The organism is Polaribacter sp. Hel_I_88 (genome assembly GCF_000687935.1).
In the GTDB taxonomy this organism is placed as follows: domain Bacteria; phylum Bacteroidota; class Bacteroidia; order Flavobacteriales; family Flavobacteriaceae; genus Polaribacter.
This window is the reverse complement of sequence record NZ_JHZZ01000001.1, coordinates 2,277,641-2,300,931: the sequence shown is the minus strand read 5'-3', so window position 1 is coordinate 2,300,931 and position 23,291 is coordinate 2,277,641. Positions and strand designations below refer to the sequence as shown.

General features: G+C 30.2%; 23 protein-coding genes. 7 read left to right on the top strand and 16 right to left on the bottom strand.

The genetic code is table 11. From position 1 onward, the window contains the following. The first annotated feature begins 102 nt into the window (after positions 1-102). The 6 genes from P161_RS0110345 (at position 103) to P161_RS0110315 (ending at position 6,545) form a co-directional block, all read left to right on the top strand. The gene (locus P161_RS0110345; protein WP_026776924.1) at positions 103-627 is read left to right on the top strand and encodes a hypothetical protein; all 525 of its coding nucleotides are present in this window, start codon (positions 103-105) and stop codon (positions 625-627) included. Positions 628-675: 48 nt separating this feature from the next. Beyond that, positions 676-1,956: an NAD(P)/FAD-dependent oxidoreductase gene (locus tag P161_RS0110340; RefSeq protein WP_026776923.1), complete on the top strand. Its 1,281-nt coding sequence runs from the start codon at positions 676-678 to the stop codon at positions 1,954-1,956. 6 nt (positions 1,957-1,962) lie between these two features. After that, the gene (locus P161_RS0110335; RefSeq protein WP_026776922.1) at positions 1,963-2,268 is read left to right on the top strand and encodes a hypothetical protein; all 306 of its coding nucleotides are present in this window, start codon (positions 1,963-1,965) and stop codon (positions 2,266-2,268) included. 604 nt (positions 2,269-2,872) lie between these two features. Further along, positions 2,873-5,029, top strand: a complete 2,157-nt coding sequence (locus tag P161_RS0110325; RefSeq protein ID WP_026776920.1) for a TonB-dependent receptor — start codon at positions 2,873-2,875, stop codon at positions 5,027-5,029. A 442-nt stretch (positions 5,030-5,471) separates the two neighbouring features. Then, the gene (locus tag P161_RS0110320) at positions 5,472-5,891 is read left to right on the top strand and encodes a DUF2141 domain-containing protein (RefSeq protein ID WP_026776919.1); all 420 of its coding nucleotides are present in this window, start codon (positions 5,472-5,474) and stop codon (positions 5,889-5,891) included. A gap of 30 nt (positions 5,892-5,921) precedes the next feature. After that, positions 5,922-6,545, top strand: coding sequence for a hypothetical protein (locus P161_RS0110315; protein WP_026776918.1), 624 nt, complete (start codon positions 5,922-5,924; stop codon positions 6,543-6,545). Positions 6,546-6,634: 89 nt separating this feature from the next. Here the strand turns inward: P161_RS0110315 and P161_RS0110310 are convergent, their stop codons facing one another. From P161_RS0110310 to P161_RS0110245, 14 genes are all read right to left on the bottom strand, one after another. Then, a complete protein-coding gene (locus P161_RS0110310) occupies positions 6,635-7,717 on the bottom strand; it encodes an amidohydrolase family protein (RefSeq protein ID WP_026776917.1) in 1,083 nt (360 codons plus the stop codon). Position 7,718: 1 nt separating this feature from the next. Continuing rightward, positions 7,719-8,129, bottom strand: a complete 411-nt coding sequence (locus P161_RS0110305; protein ID WP_026776916.1) for a PaaI family thioesterase — start codon at positions 8,127-8,129, stop codon at positions 7,719-7,721. Positions 8,130-8,131: 2 nt separating this feature from the next. Beyond that, a complete protein-coding gene (locus tag P161_RS0110300; protein WP_026776915.1) occupies positions 8,132-8,659 on the bottom strand; it encodes a 3-hydroxyanthranilate 3,4-dioxygenase in 528 nt (175 codons plus the stop codon). A 150-nt stretch (positions 8,660-8,809) separates the two neighbouring features. Next, positions 8,810-9,589 (bottom strand): SDR family oxidoreductase, encoded by a 780-nt coding sequence (locus P161_RS0110295; RefSeq protein ID WP_026776914.1) that lies wholly within the window; start codon positions 9,587-9,589, stop codon positions 8,810-8,812. 106 nt (positions 9,590-9,695) lie between these two features. Beyond that, positions 9,696-9,914, bottom strand: coding sequence for a DUF6500 family protein (locus P161_RS0110290; protein WP_026776913.1), 219 nt, complete (start codon positions 9,912-9,914; stop codon positions 9,696-9,698). A 46-nt stretch (positions 9,915-9,960) separates the two neighbouring features. Continuing rightward, the gene (locus tag P161_RS0110285) at positions 9,961-11,400 is read right to left on the bottom strand and encodes an aldehyde dehydrogenase (RefSeq protein ID WP_026776912.1); all 1,440 of its coding nucleotides are present in this window, start codon (positions 11,398-11,400) and stop codon (positions 9,961-9,963) included. A gap of 13 nt (positions 11,401-11,413) precedes the next feature. Then, the gene (locus tag P161_RS0110280; protein WP_026776911.1) at positions 11,414-12,925 is read right to left on the bottom strand and encodes a M20/M25/M40 family metallo-hydrolase; all 1,512 of its coding nucleotides are present in this window, start codon (positions 12,923-12,925) and stop codon (positions 11,414-11,416) included. Positions 12,926-12,930: 5 nt separating this feature from the next. After that, entirely contained in the window at positions 12,931-13,641 is a 711-nt protein-coding gene (locus P161_RS0110275) for a phytanoyl-CoA dioxygenase family protein (RefSeq protein WP_026776910.1), read from the bottom strand. A 47-nt stretch (positions 13,642-13,688) separates the two neighbouring features. After that, complete coding sequence (locus tag P161_RS0110270) at positions 13,689-14,090, bottom strand: RidA family protein (RefSeq protein WP_197026338.1); 402 nt, start codon at positions 14,088-14,090, stop codon at positions 13,689-13,691. A gap of 186 nt (positions 14,091-14,276) precedes the next feature. Next, the gene (locus P161_RS0110265; protein WP_051605717.1) at positions 14,277-15,737 is read right to left on the bottom strand and encodes an NAD(P)/FAD-dependent oxidoreductase; all 1,461 of its coding nucleotides are present in this window, start codon (positions 15,735-15,737) and stop codon (positions 14,277-14,279) included. 15 nt (positions 15,738-15,752) lie between these two features. Continuing rightward, a complete protein-coding gene (locus P161_RS0110260) occupies positions 15,753-16,094 on the bottom strand; it encodes a hypothetical protein (RefSeq protein WP_026776907.1) in 342 nt (113 codons plus the stop codon). 1 nt (position 16,095) lies between these two features. Next, positions 16,096-17,355 carry a kynureninase gene (gene kynU / locus P161_RS0110255; protein WP_026776906.1) on the bottom strand — a complete coding sequence of 420 codons (1,260 nt, stop codon included), beginning with the start codon at positions 17,353-17,355 and terminating at the stop codon, positions 16,096-16,098. A gap of 69 nt (positions 17,356-17,424) precedes the next feature. Then, positions 17,425-18,069, bottom strand: a complete 645-nt coding sequence (locus P161_RS0110250) for a sterol desaturase family protein (protein WP_026776905.1) — start codon at positions 18,067-18,069, stop codon at positions 17,425-17,427. Between the two features lie 8 nt (positions 18,070-18,077). After that, positions 18,078-18,875 carry a 2-oxo acid dehydrogenase subunit E2 gene (locus tag P161_RS0110245; RefSeq protein WP_026776904.1) on the bottom strand — a complete coding sequence of 266 codons (798 nt, stop codon included), beginning with the start codon at positions 18,873-18,875 and terminating at the stop codon, positions 18,078-18,080. A 118-nt stretch (positions 18,876-18,993) separates the two neighbouring features. Between P161_RS0110245 and P161_RS0110240 the strand changes: the two genes are divergently transcribed. After that, positions 18,994-20,181: a C40 family peptidase gene (locus P161_RS0110240; RefSeq protein WP_026776903.1), complete on the top strand. Its 1,188-nt coding sequence runs from the start codon at positions 18,994-18,996 to the stop codon at positions 20,179-20,181. Positions 20,182-20,424: 243 nt separating this feature from the next. On the opposite strand, the gene serA is transcribed toward P161_RS0110240, so the two are convergent. Next, positions 20,425-22,317 carry a phosphoglycerate dehydrogenase gene (gene serA / locus P161_RS0110235; RefSeq protein WP_026776902.1) on the bottom strand — a complete coding sequence of 631 codons (1,893 nt, stop codon included), beginning with the start codon at positions 22,315-22,317 and terminating at the stop codon, positions 20,425-20,427. 139 nt (positions 22,318-22,456) lie between these two features. Next, positions 22,457-23,278 (bottom strand): membrane protein, encoded by an 822-nt coding sequence (locus P161_RS0110230; RefSeq protein ID WP_026776901.1) that lies wholly within the window; start codon positions 23,276-23,278, stop codon positions 22,457-22,459. Between the last annotated feature and the right edge of the window lie 13 nt (positions 23,279-23,291).

Here is a 23,291-nt window from a genome sequence, read left to right as displayed (position 1 = left end):
AGTAAAATTTGTGAATTCGTGGCTAATATTTTTTAGAAGCGAAAGTGAAATGCTCTAAAATAATTAGTTTTAACTAAATTTGAAACCAATAAATATTGCTACTTGAAAACTTACGATCAAACTAATTTCTTTAAACATACTTTTTGTGAATTTCAACAAGTGGATACTTTTGAGTTTCCAAAAAACACCAATTACAAAAGCAAATCTGAAAGCGAGTATTTTTATGCTGATGAAGGTGTTTACAGAAAATCCAATCATTGGGGAAGAGTTGCCAATTGCAGATGGAAGTTAATTGCAAATGATGGGTATAAAAATCAACAAGTCGTCATTGGTTTTGCAAAATGGAGCGATTTTTATCCCATTAATTCATCAGAGAAAATATTTTTTATTCAGGTAGATTTTCAACATAAAACAGCCAAACTTCAACCAAAAAAAGAAAATTCTACAAAGTATTTACATACATTTTCTGAAGGGCAACAAAAAATAAAACAACTTAAACATTTGTTAACTGATGATAAATGGGCAAAATATTTTGATGAAGAAATAGAGAATCTTCGTTTTAAAATTATTACTGAATTCATCAATTCAGATAAAAGACTTCAAACTATTAAAAGAGCGCACAAATAGCGTTCATTTTCAGTAAATTTGTAAGAATCTAAAAAGTATCAAATTTAAATGAATATACCACAATCAAGTTTTCCTAGAGTTGTAATAATTGGTGGTGGTTTTGCTGGTTTAGCAGCTGCAAAAGGTTTAGAAAAACAAGAACTACAAGTTGTTTTGGTAGATAAACATAATTATCACACCTTTCAACCTTTACTATACCAAGTTGCTACAGGTGGTTTAGAGCCAGATTCTATTGCGTTTCCTTTAAGAAAACGTTTTAACGATGTCGATAATTTTTATTTTCGATTGGCAGAAGTTGTGCAAATTCATCCTAATAAAAACTTGATAGAAACGAGTATTGGAAACCTAGATTATGATGAATTAATTATTGCAACAGGTTCAACAACCAATTTTTTTGGGAATGAAAATATCGAAAAAAACACCATGGAAATGAAATCTGTTCCTCAATCTTTAAACATTAGAAGTCTTATTTTAGAAAATTTTGAAGAAGCTCTTTTAACAGATAATATTGAACAAAGAAACGCTTTGATGAATTTTGTAATTGTTGGTGGTGGCCCAACAGGAGTAGAATTGGCAGGTGCTTTGGCAGAAATGAAAAAAGGGATTTTACCAAAAGATTACCCTGATTTAGACATTAGGCAAATGCAAATCAATTTGATACAAAGTTCTGGAGAAATTTTAAAAGGAATGAGTGCTCAAGCATCAGAAAAAGCCGAAGATTTCTTAATAAGTTTAGGCGTAAATGTTTGGAAAAATCTACGAGTTTTAGATTATGATGGCAAAATAGTAACCACAAATGGCATAGATCATTTTAGAGCAGAAACCGTAATTTGGGCTGCAGGTGTTAAAGGAGAAATGGTACATGGTTTAGACGCAACTTGTATGATAGATAGAGCTGAAAGGTATAAAGTAAATGAATTTAATCAAGTTGAAGGATATGCTAATATCTATGCAATTGGCGATATTGCTTGTATGGTTTCAGAAAAAAATCCTTTTGGACACCCAATGATGGCACAGCCTGCCATTCAACAAGGTAAATTAGTTGCTAAAAACATTTTAGCAAAATTATTCAACAAAAAAACAACCGCTTTTGTGTATAATGATAAAGGTTCTATGGCAACAATTGGTAGAAATAAAGCAGTGGTAGATTTAGAAAATTGGAAATTTCAAGGTGTTTTTGCTTGGTTTGTTTGGATGTTTGTGCATCTTTTTTCGTTAATTGGATTTCGAAACAGAGCCATCGTTTTCTTAAATTGGGTTTATAATTATATCAGATTTGATAGAGAAACAAGATTGATCATTCGTCCTTATAAAAAGAAAAAAAGCTAATTTAAAATGAGTACAAGAATTATAAAATGTCCAAATTGTGGAGTTTTTAATACCAATAAAGAGTATTGTGAAAATTGTGGTGAATTAATTTCTCATCAAAAGAAACGAGAAATAAAAGAAGAATCCGTTAAACAGGACCGAATAAAAGAAGCTATTCACGATATTGAAAATCCAAATTTAGCTGAACGTTTAAAGAGAAGTCCCAATGTATTTTATAGAGCAGTTGGTTGGGTTTTATACTCTGTAATAACTGTAGTGAGTGCAATTGGTGCAGGTTTAGCTTGGTTGATTGCAATGGTTGCAGCTGGGTAATAGGTTTAAGGTTTAAAACTCAAAAAATTATATCCTCGAATTCTTGGCAATTATAAAAAATATTCAATTCCTGTTTCTTGATCTCAAAATATCCTGTTTCAAACAAATAAAAATGAATAAAAATCTAACTTTTTATTGTATCTCCTCATTTATACTTGGAACTTTAATTTATACTTTGCAATATTTTAATATTCAACTTCCAAAAATTATTCATAATTATCTAAATGATTTTTTAATAATTCCAATTGTACTGTTTATTTGTTTAATTGTTTTAAGATGGACTAGAAACAATAAAAATTTCACACTTAGCTTAGCAATAATAGTATATGTATGTTTTATGTATAGTATTTTGTTTGAATTTGTTTTTCCTAAATATGTAAAAAGATATACATCCGATTTTGTAGATGTTCTCTTATATTTTGCCAGCGGAATTGTATTTTACATCCTTCAAAACAAACCATTAAAAAAAAATGAATCATTGAAAATCCCTAAAATTTGATTCGAAATAAATATACAACTCATCAATTAAAATCTACAACTCAGTATTTCTTCTTTTTAAAAATGAGTAATCTACAACATCTTTGTAGCATCAAACTCAATCAAGATGAAACAAATTCTAACGTTAATCCTTACAATTTTTACAATTTCTTTACAGGCACAAATTATCATTTCTGGTAAAGTTATCGACTCGAAAAAGCAACCAATTCTGGGAGCAAGTGTTTATTTAGATGGCACTTACGATGGAACTTCAAGCAACGAAAAAGGAGAGTTTTCTTTTAAAACCGAAGAAAAAGGAACACAAACTTTAGTAGTTTCTTTTGTTTCTTATGAAACTTTTGTAAAGTTTGATGACGTTAAAAATTTAAAAAATCTACAGATTAAATTAAAGGACGATATTAATTCTTTAGATGCTGTTGTCATAAATGCAGGAACATTTAAAGCAGGTGAAGCAGCAAAAGTAACCGTTTTAAAACCTTTGGATATTGTAACAACAGCAAATGCAGTTGGCGATGTTTTAGGAGCTTTACAAACCTTACCTGGCACATCTGCAAACCCAGAAGATGGTCGGCTTTTTGTAAGAGGTGGAAATGCTGATGAAACTCAAATTTTTATTGACGGAATGCGCGTTTTTACTCCTTACAGTCCAACACCAAATAATGCTCCAACTCGTGGGCGCTATTCGCCTTTTTTATTCAAAGGAATTACTTTTTCAACAGGAGGGTATTCTGCAGAATTTGGACAAGCTTTGTCTGGAGTTTTAGATTTAACTACGATTGACAAACCAGATCAAGAAAAAACAGAAATCTCGTTAATGACTTTGGGTGTTGGTCTTGGCAATACACAAATTTTTGGCAAAAACTCATTAAGTATAAACGCTTCTTATATCAATTTAAAACCTTATACAGATCTTTTTCCTGATAGAAATGAGTTTATAAAACCTTTTCAATCTGCTAGTGGAGAAGCTGTTTACAGACACAGTTTTAAAGACGATTCTATGCTAAAAATTTATAGTGCGTTTAGTTACACAGATCTAGAAGTTATTCAAGATGATATTAATTTTGATGATGGTTTGCGTTTTGGCTTGAACAATAGAAATTTATACATCAACAGTTCTTATAAAAATAAAATTGGTAATAATTGGCGAATTGAAAGTGGTTTCAGCTTTACAAAGGATAATTCTACATTGAAAATAGAAGATGATAACATTGAGAATTCTGAAAATTCAGCACATTTTAAAGTCAAATTAAACAAGCAATTTTCAAGTAGATTTAGAGTCAGTTTTGGTTCTGAATACTTCATCACAAAGTTCGATGAAATTTACAACCCTATTAATGACCAAACTTTTAAGTATGGTTTTGATAATAATATATTTGCTTCATTTGCAGAAACTGACATTTTTTTCTCTAAAAATTTAGCAACAAAAATAGGTGTTAGAGCAGAACATTCGGATTTATTGAATCAATTTACAATTTCGCCAAGAGCATCTATATCTTACAAAACAGGTAAAAATGCACAGTTTTCTTTGGCTTATGGGCAATTTTATCAAAATCCGAGTACTAATTATTTAAAATTTAATGAAGATTTTAAAGCAGAAAACACAACACATTTAATTGCCAATTTTCAACATACAAAACAGAACCAGATTTTTAGAATTGAAGCGTATTACAAAGATTATAAAGATTTGGTAAAATTCGATTCTGAACAACCAAATTTTATCTCAAATTTTAATAACAATGGAACTGCTTTCGCAAAAGGAATTGATGTTTTTTGGAGACAAAATGGTAAAATAAAAAACACAGATTATTGGATTTCGTATTCTTTTTTAGACACCAAAAGAGATTTTAGAAACTACCCAACAGCAGCAACTCCCAACTTTGCTTCAGCCCATAATCTATCAATCGTTGGCAAACATTTTATTGAGAATTTACAAAGTCAGGTAGGTTTTGCTTACAATTTTGCATCTGGCAGAACCTATACAAATCCAAATGAACCAGGTTTTTTGAATAATAAAACCAAAAGCTTCAATTCAGTAAGTTTAAATTGGGCGTATTTAATAGATCAACAAAAAATATTATATTTCTCTTTAAACAATGCTTTGGGCACCAAAAATGTGTTTGGTTACAATTATAAAAATACACCAAACATAAATGGAAATTTCGACAGACAAGCCATTGTTCCAAATGCTGACACCTTCTTTTTTGTAGGTTTCTTCTGGACAATTAGCGATGATAAAACATCAAATAATTTAAACAATTTATAGTGTTTTTTGGAGCTATTTCCTGCTTTCCTTTATATCTTTTTATGCTGAATTCATTTCAGTATCTCTCTATTTTTAAGAACTAATTTTATTACTTTTAACAGATATTGAATCTAGTTCAGCATAAAAAGGATGCCATTTCAATCAGGGCTATACTTGTTTGCGAACTAATAGATGAATCTAAAATAATTAATTATCAAAACAATATACAAAACTGAATTAAAAAAAATAAAACCCAAAACAGTTGTCACTTCTACAGAAATGACAAAACTGAATGGATAAAAACAAAAATAAATCACTTTTGTTAGAATTCAAAAACCAAAAAAAGCCAATAAATACAGTTCAGAATCAAAAAATTACAGTTCGGTATGTTATTTGTTTTAATTTGCTAAAAACATCTGATATTTGAATCATTAAAGAAAAACAAACTATAAAAACTAATCTTATGAAAAATTTAATTTTAACAATCGCTTTAATTTTTACTAGCATTTTAACTACAACTGCACAAGAAGAAACATTTGATTTAACTGTAAATATTTCTGGATTAAGTTCAGATAAAGGCACTTTATTGGTTGGTGTTTATAACAAAAAAGAAGATTTTTTAAACAAACAATTTAAAGGTGAAATTTCAAAAATAAAGGATAATAAATCTGTGGTTACTTTTAAAGATTTACCAAAAGGAGAATATGCAGTTTCTTTTGTACACGATGAAAATGATAACAAAAAAATGGACACGAATTTTATGGGAATTCCTAAAGAAGATTATGGTTGTTCTAACAACGCAACTGGTTTTATGGGGCCTCCAAAATACGAAGACGCAAAATTTATGTTAGAGGAAAACAAATCGATAAATATTGAAATTTAAAATATAAACATCAACTTAAAACAAACTAAAATGAAAAAATCAATCATAATTATTGCTCTTTTATTTGCAGGAATTGTATCTGCTCAATCAAAATATCAAACAGGAATGCAGAAAGCATTCGGTCTTTGGGAAGAAGGAAAAATGACAGAAGCATCACAACTATTTGAACGAATTACAAAAGCTGAACCAACAAAATGGAAACCTGCTTATTATGCAGCAACTGTAGAAATTTTAGGAAGTTTTGGTTTAAAAGAAGAAGCTGTTTTAAATGCAAAATTAACCAAAGCTCAAGAGTTTTTAGACCTAGCAAAATCAAATTCAGAAAACAACCCTGAAATTATGATTACACAGGCACTTTTAAACACTGCCTATATTGCTTTTGATGGTCAAAAATATGGCATGACATTATCTGGAAAAAACAGCCAATTATATGAAAAAGCATTAGCAATTGCCCCAAATAATCCAAGAGTAATTTTGGGGTATGCTGAATGGAATATGGGAATGGCTGGTTTTTTTGGAAAATCTACAAAACCTTATTGTGATCAAATAAAACGTGCTATTGAACTAGGTAAAGAAGAAAAAATAGAGGAAGAATTTTATCCAACGTTTATGGTTTCTAGAGCAGAAGAAGTACTAAAGAGATGTGAGAAATAGTATTCTTCTGGCAAATTTCAGTATACAGCTGGCAGTCGTAGTTTTCAGTAATCACTGCTACTGCTGACTGCTAACTGCCCACTAAAAACTTATTTCAAAATCTTATCAACTAAATCCTGTTTAGCAACCTCATCATCACCAAAAAGCCATTGCAGTACATTATCTTCCCAAATTTGTTCTTTTTCGGTTTCTGTAATTATATTTTGAGCTACAGCCAAATCTAAAATTTTTCCTGGATAAGAAGATTGTTTGTCATTTTCCATTTCTCCCAAAGGATAAGGATCATCTAACCCCATTAAAACCTGATGAGTTCCTTGTCTTTTAAACATCAATTTTAGTGAATCTGTATCGTGAACTAAGGTGTCAAAAAAGATATTTTTATGACCAATGGCTTTTCTAGGATGTGTTTTCCCTTCAAATAAATCTGGTCTTCCATCAAAACCTTGAATTCTTCTACCTAAATTCATTTGTGCTAATTGTCCTCCATGTGCAAAACACGTTCTAATATTCTTAAAACGTTCTTGCATGCCATTTAAAGTATAAAAATGATACGCATCTCCACATTGTGCCAGCATCCAAATTAAGTGAAAACGCCAATTGGTATTTTCAAGTTTAATCATTTTATCTCCATCATAAGGATGAATTTCAATGGCTAATTTGTATTTATCTGCCAATTCAAAAATCCGATCATTTTCTTCATCGAAAACGCATCTCCATTGTCCAATAGAATCCATAAAATGTGTTGGCAAACACAACACTTTTAAACCTAATTCTTCTACACAACGTTTCATTTCATCTAAAGCACCGTAAATAAAACCTGGATGCACTACAAAACCGCACGTAAATTTAGAAGGATGATTTCTTTGCACTTTTGCATTAAAATCGTTTTGAAAACGCAACGCTTTTTTCATTTCTTCTAAACGCAAACCATTTCCATACAATTGAGAAAGATTTAAAACCACAGCATGATCTAGCTTGTTTTTTTCCATCCAACGTAATTTCTCGTCTAAGAAAAAACTAGAATCTGTTACTGGTCTACTCCAATCTTTTTGGAGCATGTGTTTGCGCTCATCATCTACCCAAAAAATTTCTTTTTCCTTCATAAATTGAGGAATTTCTTCTGGATAAGGTAATAAATGTGAGTGTCCGTTAATTCTTAGTTTACGTTTCATTTTATGTTGGTTGTTTGCAAATCATTGTTCCTTGAAAGGTAGCAAAAATAGTTTCTTCTTTTTCATCCATAATTTTTGCTTCACAAAAAACTAAAGTTCTACCAGATTTTATGACTTTACCTATGGCTATTAAATTCTCTGAAATAGCTGGTTTCATTAAGTTTGTTTTAAACTCAATACTTAAAACATCAGATCCAATTGGCATCGTAGTTAAGGCTGCATATCCACAAGCTGCATCAGCAATAGTAGTGATAACACCTGCATGAAAAAAGCCATTTTGCTGTGTTAAATTATCACTTTTAATACAAGAAACCTTTACCAAACCTTCATCTATAGAGATTATTTTAGCTCCCAAATGTTTCATAAAACCTTGTTTAGAAAAACTTTCTAAAACTATTTTTTCAATTGTCATTTTTAAACTTTTTTTGGAGCTTCCATAAACTCTCCACAGGTATCGCAGGTACATTTTTCTGCATCAGAATAAAAATTATCGAAAATTATAGGCATGTCAGTTTCTATATCATCTAATTTAAATTCTTCTCTATACAATTGATTTTCGCAGTTTTCACAATACCATTCTAAAGCATCCATCATGTTTTTAGAACGTGGATATTCAATCACCAAACCAACTGTGTTTGCTTTTCTTTGTGGCGAATGTGGTACTTTTCCTGGCAATAAATAAATATCTCCTTCGTTAATTTCCACATCAATTTGTTTCCCTTTTTCGTCGATGACTTTTAAAATCATGTCTCCTTCTAATTGATAAAAAAACTCTGGAGTTTCATTATAGTGATAATCTTTTCTGTTGTTTGGTCCACCAACAACCATCACAATATATTCGCCGTTTTTCCAAACTTGTTTGTTGCCAACTGGTGGTTTTAGTAAATGACGATGTTCGTCAATCCACTTTTTAAAATTTATTGGTTGTACTAGATTGCTCATATCAAAAGGCCCATCCTAGCCTTCCCAAAGGGAAGGAACTCCAAACTGGGTAAATTTAGAATTTTTTATTAATACTTTATTTTAATCACTAATATAATTATTTTTCACAATTCAATTCCCTTCCCTTTCGGAAGGGTTAGGGATGGGCTTTTATAAACTTTTAGTTCTTCCACCATCTACAGGTAAATTAATTCCATTGATATAACTCGCTTGCTCACTTGCTAAAAAAGTAATTGCAGCAGCAGTTTCCTCTGGTTTTGCAAAACGTTTTGCAGGCACATAACTTTTCATAATCTGCTCCATTTCTAATTCAGTTGTATTTTGTTTTTGCGCTTTTAACTCGATAATTTGATCTAAACGTGCTGTATCTGTAAAACCTGGTAACACATTATTTACTGTAATTTGAAATTCGCCAAGTTCTGAAGCCAGCGTTTTTGACCAGTTGCCAACTGCATTTCTAATGGTATTTGAAACTCCCAAACCAGGAATTGGCTCTTTTACAGAGGTGGAAATTACATTGATAATTCTACCATATTGCTCCTTTTTCATAAAAGGAACTACAGCTTGCACTAAAATTTGATTGCAAACAATGTGCATTTGAAAAGCGTTTATTAATTCAGTGGAAGTTGCAGACAGCAATTCCCCTCCTTTTGGTCCTCCTGTATTATTGATTAAAATATGAAATTGTACCTCTGAATTTTCTAAAACATTTTTTAGTGCTGCTGGATTAGAAAAATCGGCAACTAAATAGTTGTGATTTTGCGATTCGTTATTTGTTAATTCTGATAAAACTGCTTTTAGCTTGTTTTCGTTTCTAGCAATTAAAGTTACGTTTGCGCCTTCTTCTGCTAATAAAATAGCGGTTGCTTTTCCTATTCCCTGTGTACTTCCGCAAACTAATGCGTTTTTGTTTTTTAAGTTTAAATTCATTCCTATCCCTAACCCTTTCCAAAGGAAAGGGAATTTGTTACGTGTTAGTAATTCTTTATAATATTTAGTCTTTTTTAACCTCAACAGTTTCTTCCCTTTGGGAAGATTAAGATGGGCTTTCTATCATTTCTCTAATCTTAACTGCTTTTTCAAAATGATCTAATTTGTGTGTTTCAATCCACCATTTTGCAAGTTCTATTAATAACTTTGGATTGTCGTTTTTATTTTTGAAAAATGCATAAAAAGACAAACCTACATTGTCTCCTTTTTTAGCAATTTTCTCATCGCAAACTTCAATAATTTTTTCTTTGATTTCCTTATTCATTTTTCGAATTTAAAGATTGAATAACTAAAAAACTATAATCAATCTTTTAATATTTTATACAAATGTTTTTTGGTTCCGTAAAAAAACGCAACGCTTCAAAACCACCTTCTCTGCCAACTCCAGAATCTTTTGCCCCACCAAAAGGCGTTCTTAAATCTCTTAACATCCAAGTGTTTACCCAAACAATGCCTGTTTGTAGTTGTTTAGCAAATTGCATAGTTCTGTTTAAATTATTAGTCCATAAAGTTGCTGACAAGCCATATTTTGATTCATTGGCTAAAGCTAAGGCTTCTTTATCATTTTTAAAAGACATCATTGTAACAACTGGCCCAAAAATTTCTTCTTGATTCAATTTACACTTATTATTTTGAACTTCTATAATTGTTGGTTGTAAATAATAACCATTTTCGCAATTCTTGACAGTGACGCTGTCACCTCCAAAAAGTATTTTTCCGCCTTCTTTTTCTGCAATATCAATATAACTTTTTACTTTTTCTAAATGTTGATGTGATACTAATGCTCCAATATTTGTATTTTTTTCTGATGGATTTCCTACTTTTAATTCAGATACTTTTTTGATGAATTCTTTTTTGAACTTTTCATAAATAGTTTCTTCAACAAAAATTCTACTTCCACACAAACAAATTTGCCCTTGATTTGTAAATGAAGATCTGACTGTGGTTTCTAACATTTTGTCATAATCACAATCCGCAAAAATGATATTTGGGTTTTTTCCTCCTAATTCTAATGATAATTTTTTAAACATTGGTGCAGCAATACTGGCAATATGCGCACCCGTTTTTGTGCCACCAGTAAAAGAAATTGCTTTAATTTTTGGATGGGCAACAATAGCTTGTCCTGTTGATGTTCCCAAGCCATGTACAATATTTAAAACACCTTTTGGTAAACCAGCTTCTGTGCAAATTTCACCCAATAAATAAGCTGTCATTGGTGTAACTTCGCTTGGTTTTGCAATCACACAATTGCCTGCAGCTATAGCTGGTGCTATTTTCCAAGTAAATAAATATAAAGGTAAATTCCAAGGAGAAATACAACCGACAACTCCTAGTGGTTGACGTAACGTAAAATTTATCGCATTTAATCCCACACTTTCGTGCGCTTCTGATGAAAACTGTGTAATGGCATTCGCAAAAAACTGAAAATTACTTGCTGCTCTTGGAATATCAACAGCTTTAGCTAAACTAATTGGTTTGCCATTATCTTTTGATTCTGCTGCTGCTAAAAAATCTAACTTTTCTAAAATTAAATCGGCAATTTTTGAGAAGATTTTACTACGTTCATCTAAAGTAGTAGTACTCCATTTTGAAAATGCTTTTTCAGCAGCTTCTAGTGCAAGTACTACATCTTCTTTGGTTGAGTTTGGAATTTGTCCGTAAATTTTTCCAATTGATGGGTTATAATTGTCTAGGTAATTTCCTTTAATTGGATTTACAAATTCGCCATTAATGTAGTTTTTTATGTTCATTTAGCTGAAAAATTTAATCCTTTAAATCCGTATTTAAAATGGATAAACAAATTTTAATTCCTTGACGAATATTACCAATTCTTATATTTTCATTTGGACTATGTTGATTGTTATCCATATTTACCATAGGCACAATAATTGCAGGAATTTTTAATTGATTTATTGCAGAAACTATGGGCACTGTACCTCCCATTGTTCTAATGCTCACTGGTTCTTCTCCAAAAGTTGTAGTTAATGAATTTCTTAACTTTTCTCCAAAAGGCGAATCTAATGCTGTTCTAAAAGCATTAATTCCTGCATTACTTTTAAAGGTAACTATTTTAGGATTTTGCAAACGTTCTGCATCTATTGGAATGCTGTCTAAAACCAAAAACCCTTGATTCTCAATATGCTTTTTTATTTTATTCAGTTGATTTTCTCCATCCGTTTCTAACACCAACCTTATATCTAAATCTGCTTTTGCATATTCTGGGATTACTGTTTTTAGGCCTTCACCTTTCCAAGAAGTCCTTATTTGACGAATATTTAAAGAAGGATATTGCAAAGCTTCTTGGTAATTCTTGCCAACTTTTTCAGCTTGATAAATTCCTAATGCTGCATTTAATGAAGCTGTATCATTTGGAACAGAGTTTAATATTTTTTCTATGGATTCAGTAATGGTAATTCCCTCATAATAATCTTCTATTAAAACTTTTCCATTTTCAGATTTCATACTTGCCAAAAGTTTAGAAAGCGTAAAAACAGGATTGTTTACATAATTTCCATAATGACCACTGTGCTGTGGTAATTTAGCACCAAAAGTAGTAATACTACAAGTAGCAATACCTCTACACCCAAAAGTTAACGTTGGTTTATTCGAGTTATGAATTGGACCATCCATAATAATCATATAATCTGATGCATATGTTTCTTGATACTTTTCTATAGTTGATAAAAATGCGTTTGAACCATATTCTTCTTCTAAATCAAAAATTATTTTGATATTAAACTTTGGTTGTTGCTTGTTTGTCTGTAATAATTCTAAAGCCGACAAAAACATGACAATTGGTGCTTTATCGTCGGCTGCTGCTCTTGCAAAAATGCGCCATTCATCATCAATATTTTTGTTGATGTTATCCCAAGAAATCGAATTCCATTCACCAGAATTATTTTGTGCTTTTAATACAGGTGTAAAAGGATCTTTTTGATTCCAAACATCTGGATTTACAGGCTGTCCATCTAAATGAAAATAAAACAACACTGTTTTTAAAGAAGGGTTTACAATTCGTTCAGCAAATAAAACAGGCAAGGTAGTCGCTTCTAGATTCTGAAAACTAAAACCAACTTTTTTATACTTTTCTCTAACCCAAGAAATGTTTTTATACATATTTAAAACATTTTCTGGCAAATTAGGAATGCTTACAAACTCTCTATGGCTTTCTAAAACTTTAGGAAGTGTACCATTAATTTGTGTGTCCCAATTTTGTTGGGAAAAAATTGAATTACTAAGAAAAAATAGTATGATTAAAATTTTATTGTTTGCCATAATTGTTAGGATAAACACTTTTTTTCTAGCCATTCCATAGGAATTTCTTGATTGCAAAATTCTAAATGAATAACTCTTCTATCTTTTTCAGAAATCGATTTTTGAGAAGAATGTAATAACATAGGCTTCATTAACATTACTCCTCCTTTATCAATATTACAAATTACTTCTTCTCCTTCTTTTAATGCTTCAAAATTATTATCAACTCTAACAATTCCTTTTTTGTGAGATTTAGAAATTACCTTTAAAACTCCATTTGTTTCATCAGTTTTATCTAAATGAATTCTAAATGTATAACTATTTTCTAAAATATATAAAGGCGGAATTACTCCTAATTGTCCACTTTTATTTGTCCAACTATGATAATCTTTTGTTTCAATTTTGTTTTTAACACTTATACTTAAATCCTGATGGTAACTAACAAACCAATTCGATTTGCTGTGCTTATTAAAATAGATTGCTTTTGATAAAAAGTAACCTTCATCACAAATAGTGTTGAATAGCTTTCTAAAATTATCATTTTCAAAAATGATTTCTTGAAGTTTAGGATATCTTTTTAAAAGTTGTCTTTCTGAAAAATTAAAGTTATTTTCTTTTATAAAACCTGTAATTTTATTCAACTCATTTTCGTTAAAACACTTTTCAACTATTGAAAATCCGTCTTTGTTTAATGCTATTTTATGTTGATTAAAATTGATCATAAATTTTAGTTTCATAAATTTCAAGAACAACAAAACTGTCTTGTTTCTTGTCTCTATTTTCTCTATTCTTTCTTTCTATAAGCCGTAACTTTAATCTCCACCACCAAATCTGGATGTGGTAATTGATGCACAGCAACTGTGGTTCTTGTAGGTCCAGTTTCTTTGTCGAAAAATTCTGCATAGGCTTTGTTATAGCCTGCAAAATCGTTCATATTTACTAAAAATGAAGAAACATCAACTACATCTTTTAAACTTGCGCCAACTGTTTGTAAATTTTTGTCGATGTTTTTTAAAACTTCTCTGGTTTGAGTTTCTGCATTTAAATATTTCGTTCCCATTTCGTCAATAAGCTCAACTCCTGCAATAGAATTATCTGCTCTTCTAGAACTGGTTCCTGATATAAAAATAAAATCTCCCACAACTTTTACATGTGGATATGCGCCTCTTGGTGTTACTTTACTCATGCTAATAGCCTATCTTAACCTTCCCATTTCGACTGCGCTCAATGCAGGCTTGGGAAAGAACTCCAATCTGGGTGGAATTGGAATTATTTATTAATATTTATTTTTTAAAAAAATTTACAACTTAAAAAATGTTTTATTTTCTTCACAAACATGCTCACTCCTTCCCTTTGGGAAGGTTGGGATGGGCTATAAACCTGCAATTTTATCTTCCTCTAAAATGGTATTTGTTTCTAAAATAACTCTTTCTAAAATTAAAGCCAACTCTTCTTTTGTCATATCCAAATGAGTGTGTACTTCATCTCCTGAAATTAAATTCAACAAGGCTTTGTCTTGTGCTCTACCTCTTTTCATGGCTTCATTATAACCAATATGTTCATTAAACGTTACCAAAGAATATTTAGATGAATATTGGTTTGGAAAATGCTTTTCTAAATCCATTTCTATCTTTCTTTTTTCTTTAAAAATAGGATTGGCAACATGATCTCGCATTTCGTAAAAGTTATCAATCGCTAAATCTGCAATCGCATCTGTATCGTGTTTTCTTGCTTTTTGATAGGCTTTAAAAACTGCATTCCAATCTCCCTTTTCTTGATTTAAAATCTCATCAAACACCACAACATCTTCAAAAGAAGCGTTCATTCCTTGTCCGTAAAAAGGGACAATTGCATGCGAAGAATCGCCCATTAACAAGGTTTTATCTTGATAATACCAAGGAGAACATTTTATAGTTCCTAAAGGGCCTGTTGGGTTGTTTGTAAACTCCTCTAAGATATTTGGAATTAAAGCCAAAGCATCAGGAAATTCTTTTTCGAAAAACTCGGTTATTTTTTCTTCGGATGTTAAATTCTCGAAATTAAATTCACCTTCATCATAACTTAAAAATAAGGTAACTGTAAAACTGCCATCCATATTTGGAAGCGCAATTAACATAAAATCACCTCTTGGCCAGATATGTAAATGCCCTTTACTTATTTGATGCTTTCCATTTTTATCAGCAGGAATTTCTAATTCTTTATACCCATGATTTAAATAATTCTGAGAATAACTAAATAAAAATTTACGTTCAGAAATATAACTTTTTCTCAAAGACGAACCTGCTCCATCAGTTCCGAAAATAATTTCGGCATCCACAGAAAATTCTTGATTGGTTTTGTAATCCTCAAAATGTGCGATTGTATTTTCGATATCTACATTCGTACATTTTTTATTAAAATGAATATTTACATTTGCATGTTTTTCTGCTTCATCTAATAAAATAGCATTTAAATCTCCTCTAGAAATTGAATTGATATATTCATTTTCTCTACCTGAATAATTTGAAGAAAATGTATTTCCTTTTGCATCATGCATTAATCGTCCATACATTGGTATGCAGATTTCTCTGGCTTTTTCTTCCATTCCACATAAACGCAAAGCTTTTAAACCTCTATCTGATAATGCTAAATTGATAGATCTTCCAGCAGAAATATCTACTTTTCTTAAATCTGGTCTGCTTTCATAAACCTCTACTTTATAACCTCTTTGGGCTAGTCTTAATGCTAAAAGTGAACCACAAAGTCCAGCTCCAATTATTAAAATCCCATCCCAACCCTTCCCTAAGGGAAGGGCTTTTTCACTGTTGAAATCTACACTTTCTTTTTTATCCATTTTTTATTATTCAAACTAATCTAACTTATTCTTTAAGTATTGGTAATCTTCATATTCCAATTTTATACCTGATAATGAAATTTCTTTTATTTCATTATTCCCATTTTGAAAACTTAACAAATCTGTTTTTGTATTCATTTTTATTTTAGAAAAATCTTTATAAGTAAAATTTACTTTTATTTTTTCTTTTACAGTAAGTAAAATTCGTTTATCAGTAATTATAAAATAATCATTTCCTCTTTCCATAAATATACTTAAAATCCCAAATATTTGATATTGCCAAAAACCAATATCGCTTTTAGTTTTAACTTTTACTAAAATATTTTCTCCTTTAATCAATTTGTTAAAAGCTGTCATTTTATAACAGTCCTTTTAAAATCGAAACCATTCTATAAACATCTGTAAAAGAATTATACATTGGTACAGGAGCACAACGTATAACATCTGGTTCTCGCCAATCTGTAATGATATTGTTCTCTGTTAATTTTCTATGCAAACTTTTATCAGCATTTTTTACTTGAATGGATAATTGGCAACCTCTTTCTTTTGGATTTTTTGGGGTGATAATTTTGATATCATCAGAACCAATTTCGTTGATTAAAAACTCAAAATAACTTGTTAGTTTTTCTGACTTTTCTCGAAGATTTTCAAAACCAATGGCATCAAATAAATCTAAAGACGCTTTGATGGCTGCCATAGATAATATTGGCGGATTTGACAATTGCCAACCTTCTGCACCTTCCATTACATCAAAAGGCATTCGCATGTTAAAGCGCGTTTCTTTATTATGATTCCACCAACCTGCAAAACGTGGTAAGTCTTTATTTTTGGAATGTTTTTCGTGCACAAACAATCCTGCCAAACTTCCAGGTCCAGAATTTAAATATTTATAGGTGCACCAAGCTGCAAAATCTACATTAGAATCGTGTAAATTTGGCTGAATATTTCCTGCTCCATGAGCTAAATCAATTCCTACTATACAGTTTTTTGAATGGCCAATTGCTGCAATTTTTTTAATATCTAAAAACTGACCCGTATAATAATTTACACCTCCAATTAATAGCATCGCAATTTCATCTCCTTGTGTAGAAACGATTTCTTCTAAGTCTTCAATATTTAATAATTCCTCACCTTTTCTTGGTTTCCATTCAATAATATCATCACTTGAAAAACCGTGAAATTTCAACTGACTTTGCACAGCATATCTATCTGAAGGAAAAGCATCAGACTCAATTACAATTTTATATTTTGATTTTGTAGGTCTGTAAAAACTGACCATAAGCAAGTGTAAATTGGTTGTTAAAGTGTTCATTACAACAACTTCCAAAGGTTTTGCTCCCACAATTTTTGCCATTTTAGCTGTTAAATATTCATGGTAATTCAACCATGGATTTTTCGCTTCAAAATGCCCTTCTACTCCCAAATTTGCCCAATCTTCTAATTCTTGACTGATGTATTCTTTGGTCGATTTTGGTTGTAAACCCAATGAGTTTCCTGTAAAATACAACCAATCATTCCCATCTTTATCTTTGGGAATATGAAACTGATTTCGCAAATGAGCGAGTGTATCTGCTTTGTCTAATTGTTGCGCAAATGCTAAGGTGCTTTTAAATTTCATCAATAGTAAATAGGATTATTCTCAAATATAAAACAATCCTTTTTTAGACTACACTTTTATGATAAAAATTTACTCTTTTTGAATTAAATCTTTTAATTGATTTTCTGTTAAAATGAGTTTCTTATAACGAATATCATAGGTTTTAAATATTTTATCCCAAATTGTAGTTGTGTTTCCAAAGTTTTTATTCCAATTGTTATAATGATGATACAAATGATATTTCTGCAACAAATTTAAATATCCTTTTTTGTGATATTTTTTATGAATTTGATAATGCACATATTCGTAAAATAGATAATAAAAAGTCATTCCCAAACCAAAACCTACTGTCAAAGCAACATTATTTGTGAGCAAATAAACAAAAGTTAAAACGAGAACCGTTAAAGGATACATCAATAAAAAACCTGCATTTAATACTCCATAATCTTTTAAATTATTATGATGATGCAAATGCATTGCATCTAAATACCACTGTAATTTCTTATTTTTTGTTCGTTTATGATAACCAACTCTATGAACAAAATATTCAAAAAGACTCCAACTTAATACACCTAACAGAAAGGTTAAAATAACTTTATAAAAAACAAAATCGTAATAAAGTAAAACAAAAAAATATCCAATTAAAATTGGGGTTATTTTAAGCAACACAAATTTTGGATTTCTTGATGCAAAAAATTGTAATAAAAAATGATTGTCTGAGGCCATATTTTTCATCAGCAAAACTATTTTAAAATTAATTTTGGATTGATAAAAAAACTTTGAAATGTTTCAATAAATTTAGAAAAATGAATGCCATCCATTATTCTATGATCAAAAGTAAAACCGAAAGTTGATATGTTACCTTTTGTGATTTTATCATTTAAAACAATAGGTTTCAACTCTATTCTACCTAAAGAAACAACCATAGGAATTTTTGTGTAAGGTGCAATTGGGCAAAATGCTTTTTGGATATTTAAACTCCCAATATTAGTTAACATAACACTTCCAAAAGGGTCTTTAGGAGAAGGAATTATCTTTAAATAAATATTTAAAGAATACATTAAAAAACTCAAAAAATTCAAAACGTATTTTGAGAAAATAGCAGGTATTATTTTAAAACTTTTTTTAGATTTAGTATGTTTTTCTTCTCCTTCTTTAACTTTTTTTATTTCATTTTTAAATTCAACATCAACCTCATTTATATCTTTAGTAAATGCTTCTTCAATTAAGACACCAGACAAATCATCTGTAATTTCATTGGGTAAAGTATGCACAAAAATGGTGTTTTTTTCTCTTTGATACATATTCCCAAAACGAATAACACTGTTTATTCTATGGTTTTGGTTGATGGTTGATGACAACGCTTTAATTACAAAACTGCTAAAAGAAATACTTTGCTGTTTACAAAATTCTAACACTTTATCTACATTAAAATCTTCAAAAGCATAAATAGAAGAATCTCCTTTAGGTTTCCAAGAACCTAATGAAATTTTTCTCCAAGGACTTAATTTTAATTTCGATTTGTATTTTATATGTTTCATATAAGTTGGCTTCAAACATTAATTAACATCTTCTTTAAAAACGAATGATACATATAATTATTATCATTGTAAATCTTAGTACCTTTAACCTTTATTAGTTATTTAAATTCCGTTTAAAATGAAATTATTTAAATATGTACTACTTCTAGTTGCTTTCACCTATTTGTCTTGCAACAATAACTCACTTTTAGTAACAGGTTTAAAAGGTGTAAATGAAAGTATTAAAAAAGAATATGCTCCAGATAAAAGAGTGGCTATTTATGATATTGATTTAGATTATTATGATGATAAAATTGTGGTAAGTGGAGAAACCGATTCCAAAATTGGCTATCAAAAATTATTAGATAGTTTAAAAAGTTTGGATATCGATTTTATTAACAAAATTAGAATTTTACCTGACACAGTTATTGGGAACAACAAATTTGCTTTTGCTAATAATTCTGTGATAAACATTCGTTCTGAACCTAAACACTCTGCTGAATTAGGCACACAAGGTTTGCTAGGAATGCCTTTGAAAATATTAGATAAAAATGGCGATTTTTATAGAGTTCAAACACCTGATAAATATATTTCTTGGGTGGATAAAGGTGGAATTCATAGAATGAACAAAGGCGAGTTTGATGCTTGGAATACTCGTAAAAAAGTAATTTTCACCAAAAATTTTGGATATGTGTATGCTGAACCAAATGAAAATTCTACTATTATTTCTGATATTTCTTTAGGTGGAATTTTAAAATTTATAGGCAATCGCAACAACTTTTTTGAAGTTGAATATCCTGATAATAGAACTGGTTTTATAAAAAGAGAAGAAGCAGTAAACTACGATTCTTGGTTGATGAATTTAATTTCATCAGAAGAAAACATAGAAAAAACAGCGAAATCTATGGAAGGTTTTCCTTATTTATGGGGAGGAACATCGAGCAAAGGAATGGATTGTAGTGGTTTTACAAAAATGGTGTATTTAATGAACGGTTTTGTAATTCCTAGAGATGCTTCTCAACAAATAAATGCTGGTAAAATTGTAGACAATAAATTGAATTTTGCTGATTTACAAAAAGGAGATTTACTTTTTTTCGGAACCAAAGCCGATGAAAACACAAAGCAAAGAGTAGTGCATGTTGGTATTTGGTTAGGGAACGAAAAAATGGAATTTATCCATGCTTCTGGTAATGTGCATGTATCTTCTATGGATGAAAATCAAACTAATTTTGACGAAATGAATAAAAACAGGTATTTAGGAAGCAGACGTTATTTAGGGATTAAAGACAAGAATATTATTGATTTGAAAGCGCGATTGAAATTGTAATTTTTTTGACACAGAGATTCACTGAGTTTTTCAAGGAGATTCACAGAGTATTTTATAAATTTTTAAAAACTACTCTTTAAAAACAAATATCTTAAACATTATTTAAACAAAAACATCAATTAAGTGCTTTTGCTACTTATAAACCAATCTCTTTGTAATAAGAGATTACAACAGTTTTATAAAAAAGAAAACCTCACAAATTTTAAAATTTGTGAGGTTTTAACATTTTATAAAAAGTATGTCCTAATACAATACTCTAAATTTAATTGTACCTTCTACTTTTCTTAATTTATCAAGTACTTCTTTATTATATTCTTTGTCTAAATCTGTAATTACATAGCCAACTTTTGGATCTGTAGATAAATACTGACCTGTAATATTCAAATCGTATTTAGCTAAAATCTTATTGATTTTTGCCATAACTCCTGGCACATTTTTATGAATATGTAAAAAACGATGTGATTTTTCTAATCTTGGCAAACGAATATTTGGGAAGTTTACAGCATCTACTGTATTACCAGAATTGATATATGCCATAATTTTTCCAGGCACAAAATCAGCAATATCTCTTTGTGCTTCTTCTGTGCTTCCACCAACATGAGGTGTTAAAATAACATTGTCTAAACCTTGCAATTCTGTATGGAATTCGCCATTTTTAGCTGGCTCTTCAGGATATACATCAATAGCAGCACCCGCAATTTTTCCGCTTTTTAAAGCTGCTACCAAAGCAGGAATATCAACTACAAAACCACGCGCCAAATTCACCAAATGCGCTCCGTCTTTCATTTGAGATATTTCTTTTTCGCCTAAGAAATTTTTATTGGCTGCATTGTCATCAATATGTAAAGTAACCACATCAGAAATTGCTAGTAAACCCTCTAATGTATCAATTTTTGTTGCGTTTCCTAGCGCTAATTTATCTTCAACATCATAATAATACACATCCATTCCTAAAGCTTCTGCTAAAATAGAAAGTTGCGAACCAATATTTCCATAGCCAATAATTCCTAGTTTTTTACCACGAACTTCTCTAGAACCATCTGCGGTTTTTTGCCATTGTCCATTATGAATTTCTGTACTTCTTTGAAACACAGAACGCATTAACATGATAATTTCGCCAATTGCCAATTCAACTACAGAACGTGTGTTACTATAAGGTGCATTAAAAACCACAACCCCATTTTCTTTACACGCTTCTAAATCTATTTGTTTGGTACCGATACAAAACGCACTTACAACCATTAATCTTTCTGCAGCTTCAATAACTTTTCTGGTAACATTTGTTTTAGAACGAATTCCTAAAACATGTACATCTTTTATTTTTTCAATCAATTCGTCTTCAGACAAACTTTTAGAAACCGTTTCAACAGAAAAACCATCTGTAGACAACTTTTTAAAAGCATCTGGATGCACGTTTTCTAATAATAATATTTTAATTCTATTTTTCGGATAAGAGATATTTCGTGTCAAATCGTTTATGTATAAAAATTCGTCTAAATTTGGGGCAATATGGTCTGCTTTTTCTGTTGTTTTGTTTCTGGAAACGTTTTCTGTATAGGCAAAAAACTTGTCTGCAACACCAGCTTCACGCGTTACATAATCGCTGTAACCATCGCCAATTACTTGTATTTCTCCATCAAGTTGCATGTCTTTTAAACACTTGATTTTTCCATTGTGTTGAGAAAGTGGATTATCAGCATCAAAACCAATAATTTTACCATCTGAAGCAAACTCAAAAGTATTGGCAAAAACCCTTTCAGATGGAATGTTGTACTCTTTTACAATCGGATCTATAAACTCTTTAAATCCGCAGGAAATTACATAAATATCATCTGCATACAACTGAAAAAATTCTTTATTTCTTTCTATGGATGCAGACACTTGCATTTTTAAGTCTGAAACTAACTTTGATAAATCAGCTTTGTTTGCATTTAGTAATTTAATTCTTCTTTCTAAAGATTCTGTAAAAGAGATTTCGCCATCGATGCCTAAATTGGTAATGTCAATAATTTCTCGAATAATTTCCTCTTTTTTAGGATTGTTTTTTAGGGTGATTTCCGCTAAAACATCTAAAGCCTCTACTCGTGTTAAAGTGCTATCAAAATCGAAAACATAATTTCTTTTTGTAGTAATCATTGCTATAATTCTTGGTTGAATTTAAGTGTGTAAAGCTACAAATATAGAAGGGATTTAAGAAGTTTGGCTACAGTTTTATGATATCAATTTAATTTGATAACTATATTTAAAAAGTTTATAATATTGTAGTTGATTGTTGTTAAATATTATCAAATCCTAAAAGAATAAGCCACCAAACTATGGGCAAAGCTTCCACCCAAAAAGAACTATAATATTTAGATTGATTGATTTCGGCTCTCATCAACAATAAAATCAACAAAAAGAAAAAGCCCATAAATGGCATAATTAACAGGTTTGTTTCTGATGATAAATGCTCTAAAACCAAAGAGATTACCAATAAAGTTAATCCTAATTTTTTAGTTTTTGCCAAACCAATTTGCTTAGGAACCGTTTGTAATGAAATAGCATCGAATTTCACGTCTCTAATTTCGAAAGGTAAAATTAAAACGACCACAATTAAAAAACGCTGTAGTATTAGCAAAACAGCCTTTATCGTAATTACTTGCTCAGCATCAACCAAAGGAACTAACACTGTAAAACCTGCCCAAACTAAGGCAACCACTATAATTTTCAAATACCCGATTTCTCTTAAAGTTTTTTCGAATCCGCTTAAAAAAGGAACTGCATACAAAAAAGTTAAGACCATAAAAGGTATCGTAAAATAGAGTGTTTTTATTGGAATTTGAAAAGCGAAATAACACATGGCTAAAAAACAGAAAAACGAAAAAACTTGAATTATTTTTAAGCTATCTGTTAAACTTTTATGATGCAATTTTGCAACACCTGCATATTTTACAAAATTATACCCTGTAATAGTTCCGAAAAAAATAAAATAATTAAGATTGTAATTACTTGGCAACTCAAAATAAATTTCTGTAATTTTTAAAAAGGCAAAAACAGCCAAAGCAACATGAATACTTGCATTGATATAAAAATTAAAAACCTTTTTAAGAAACTTCATCTCACAAAAATAA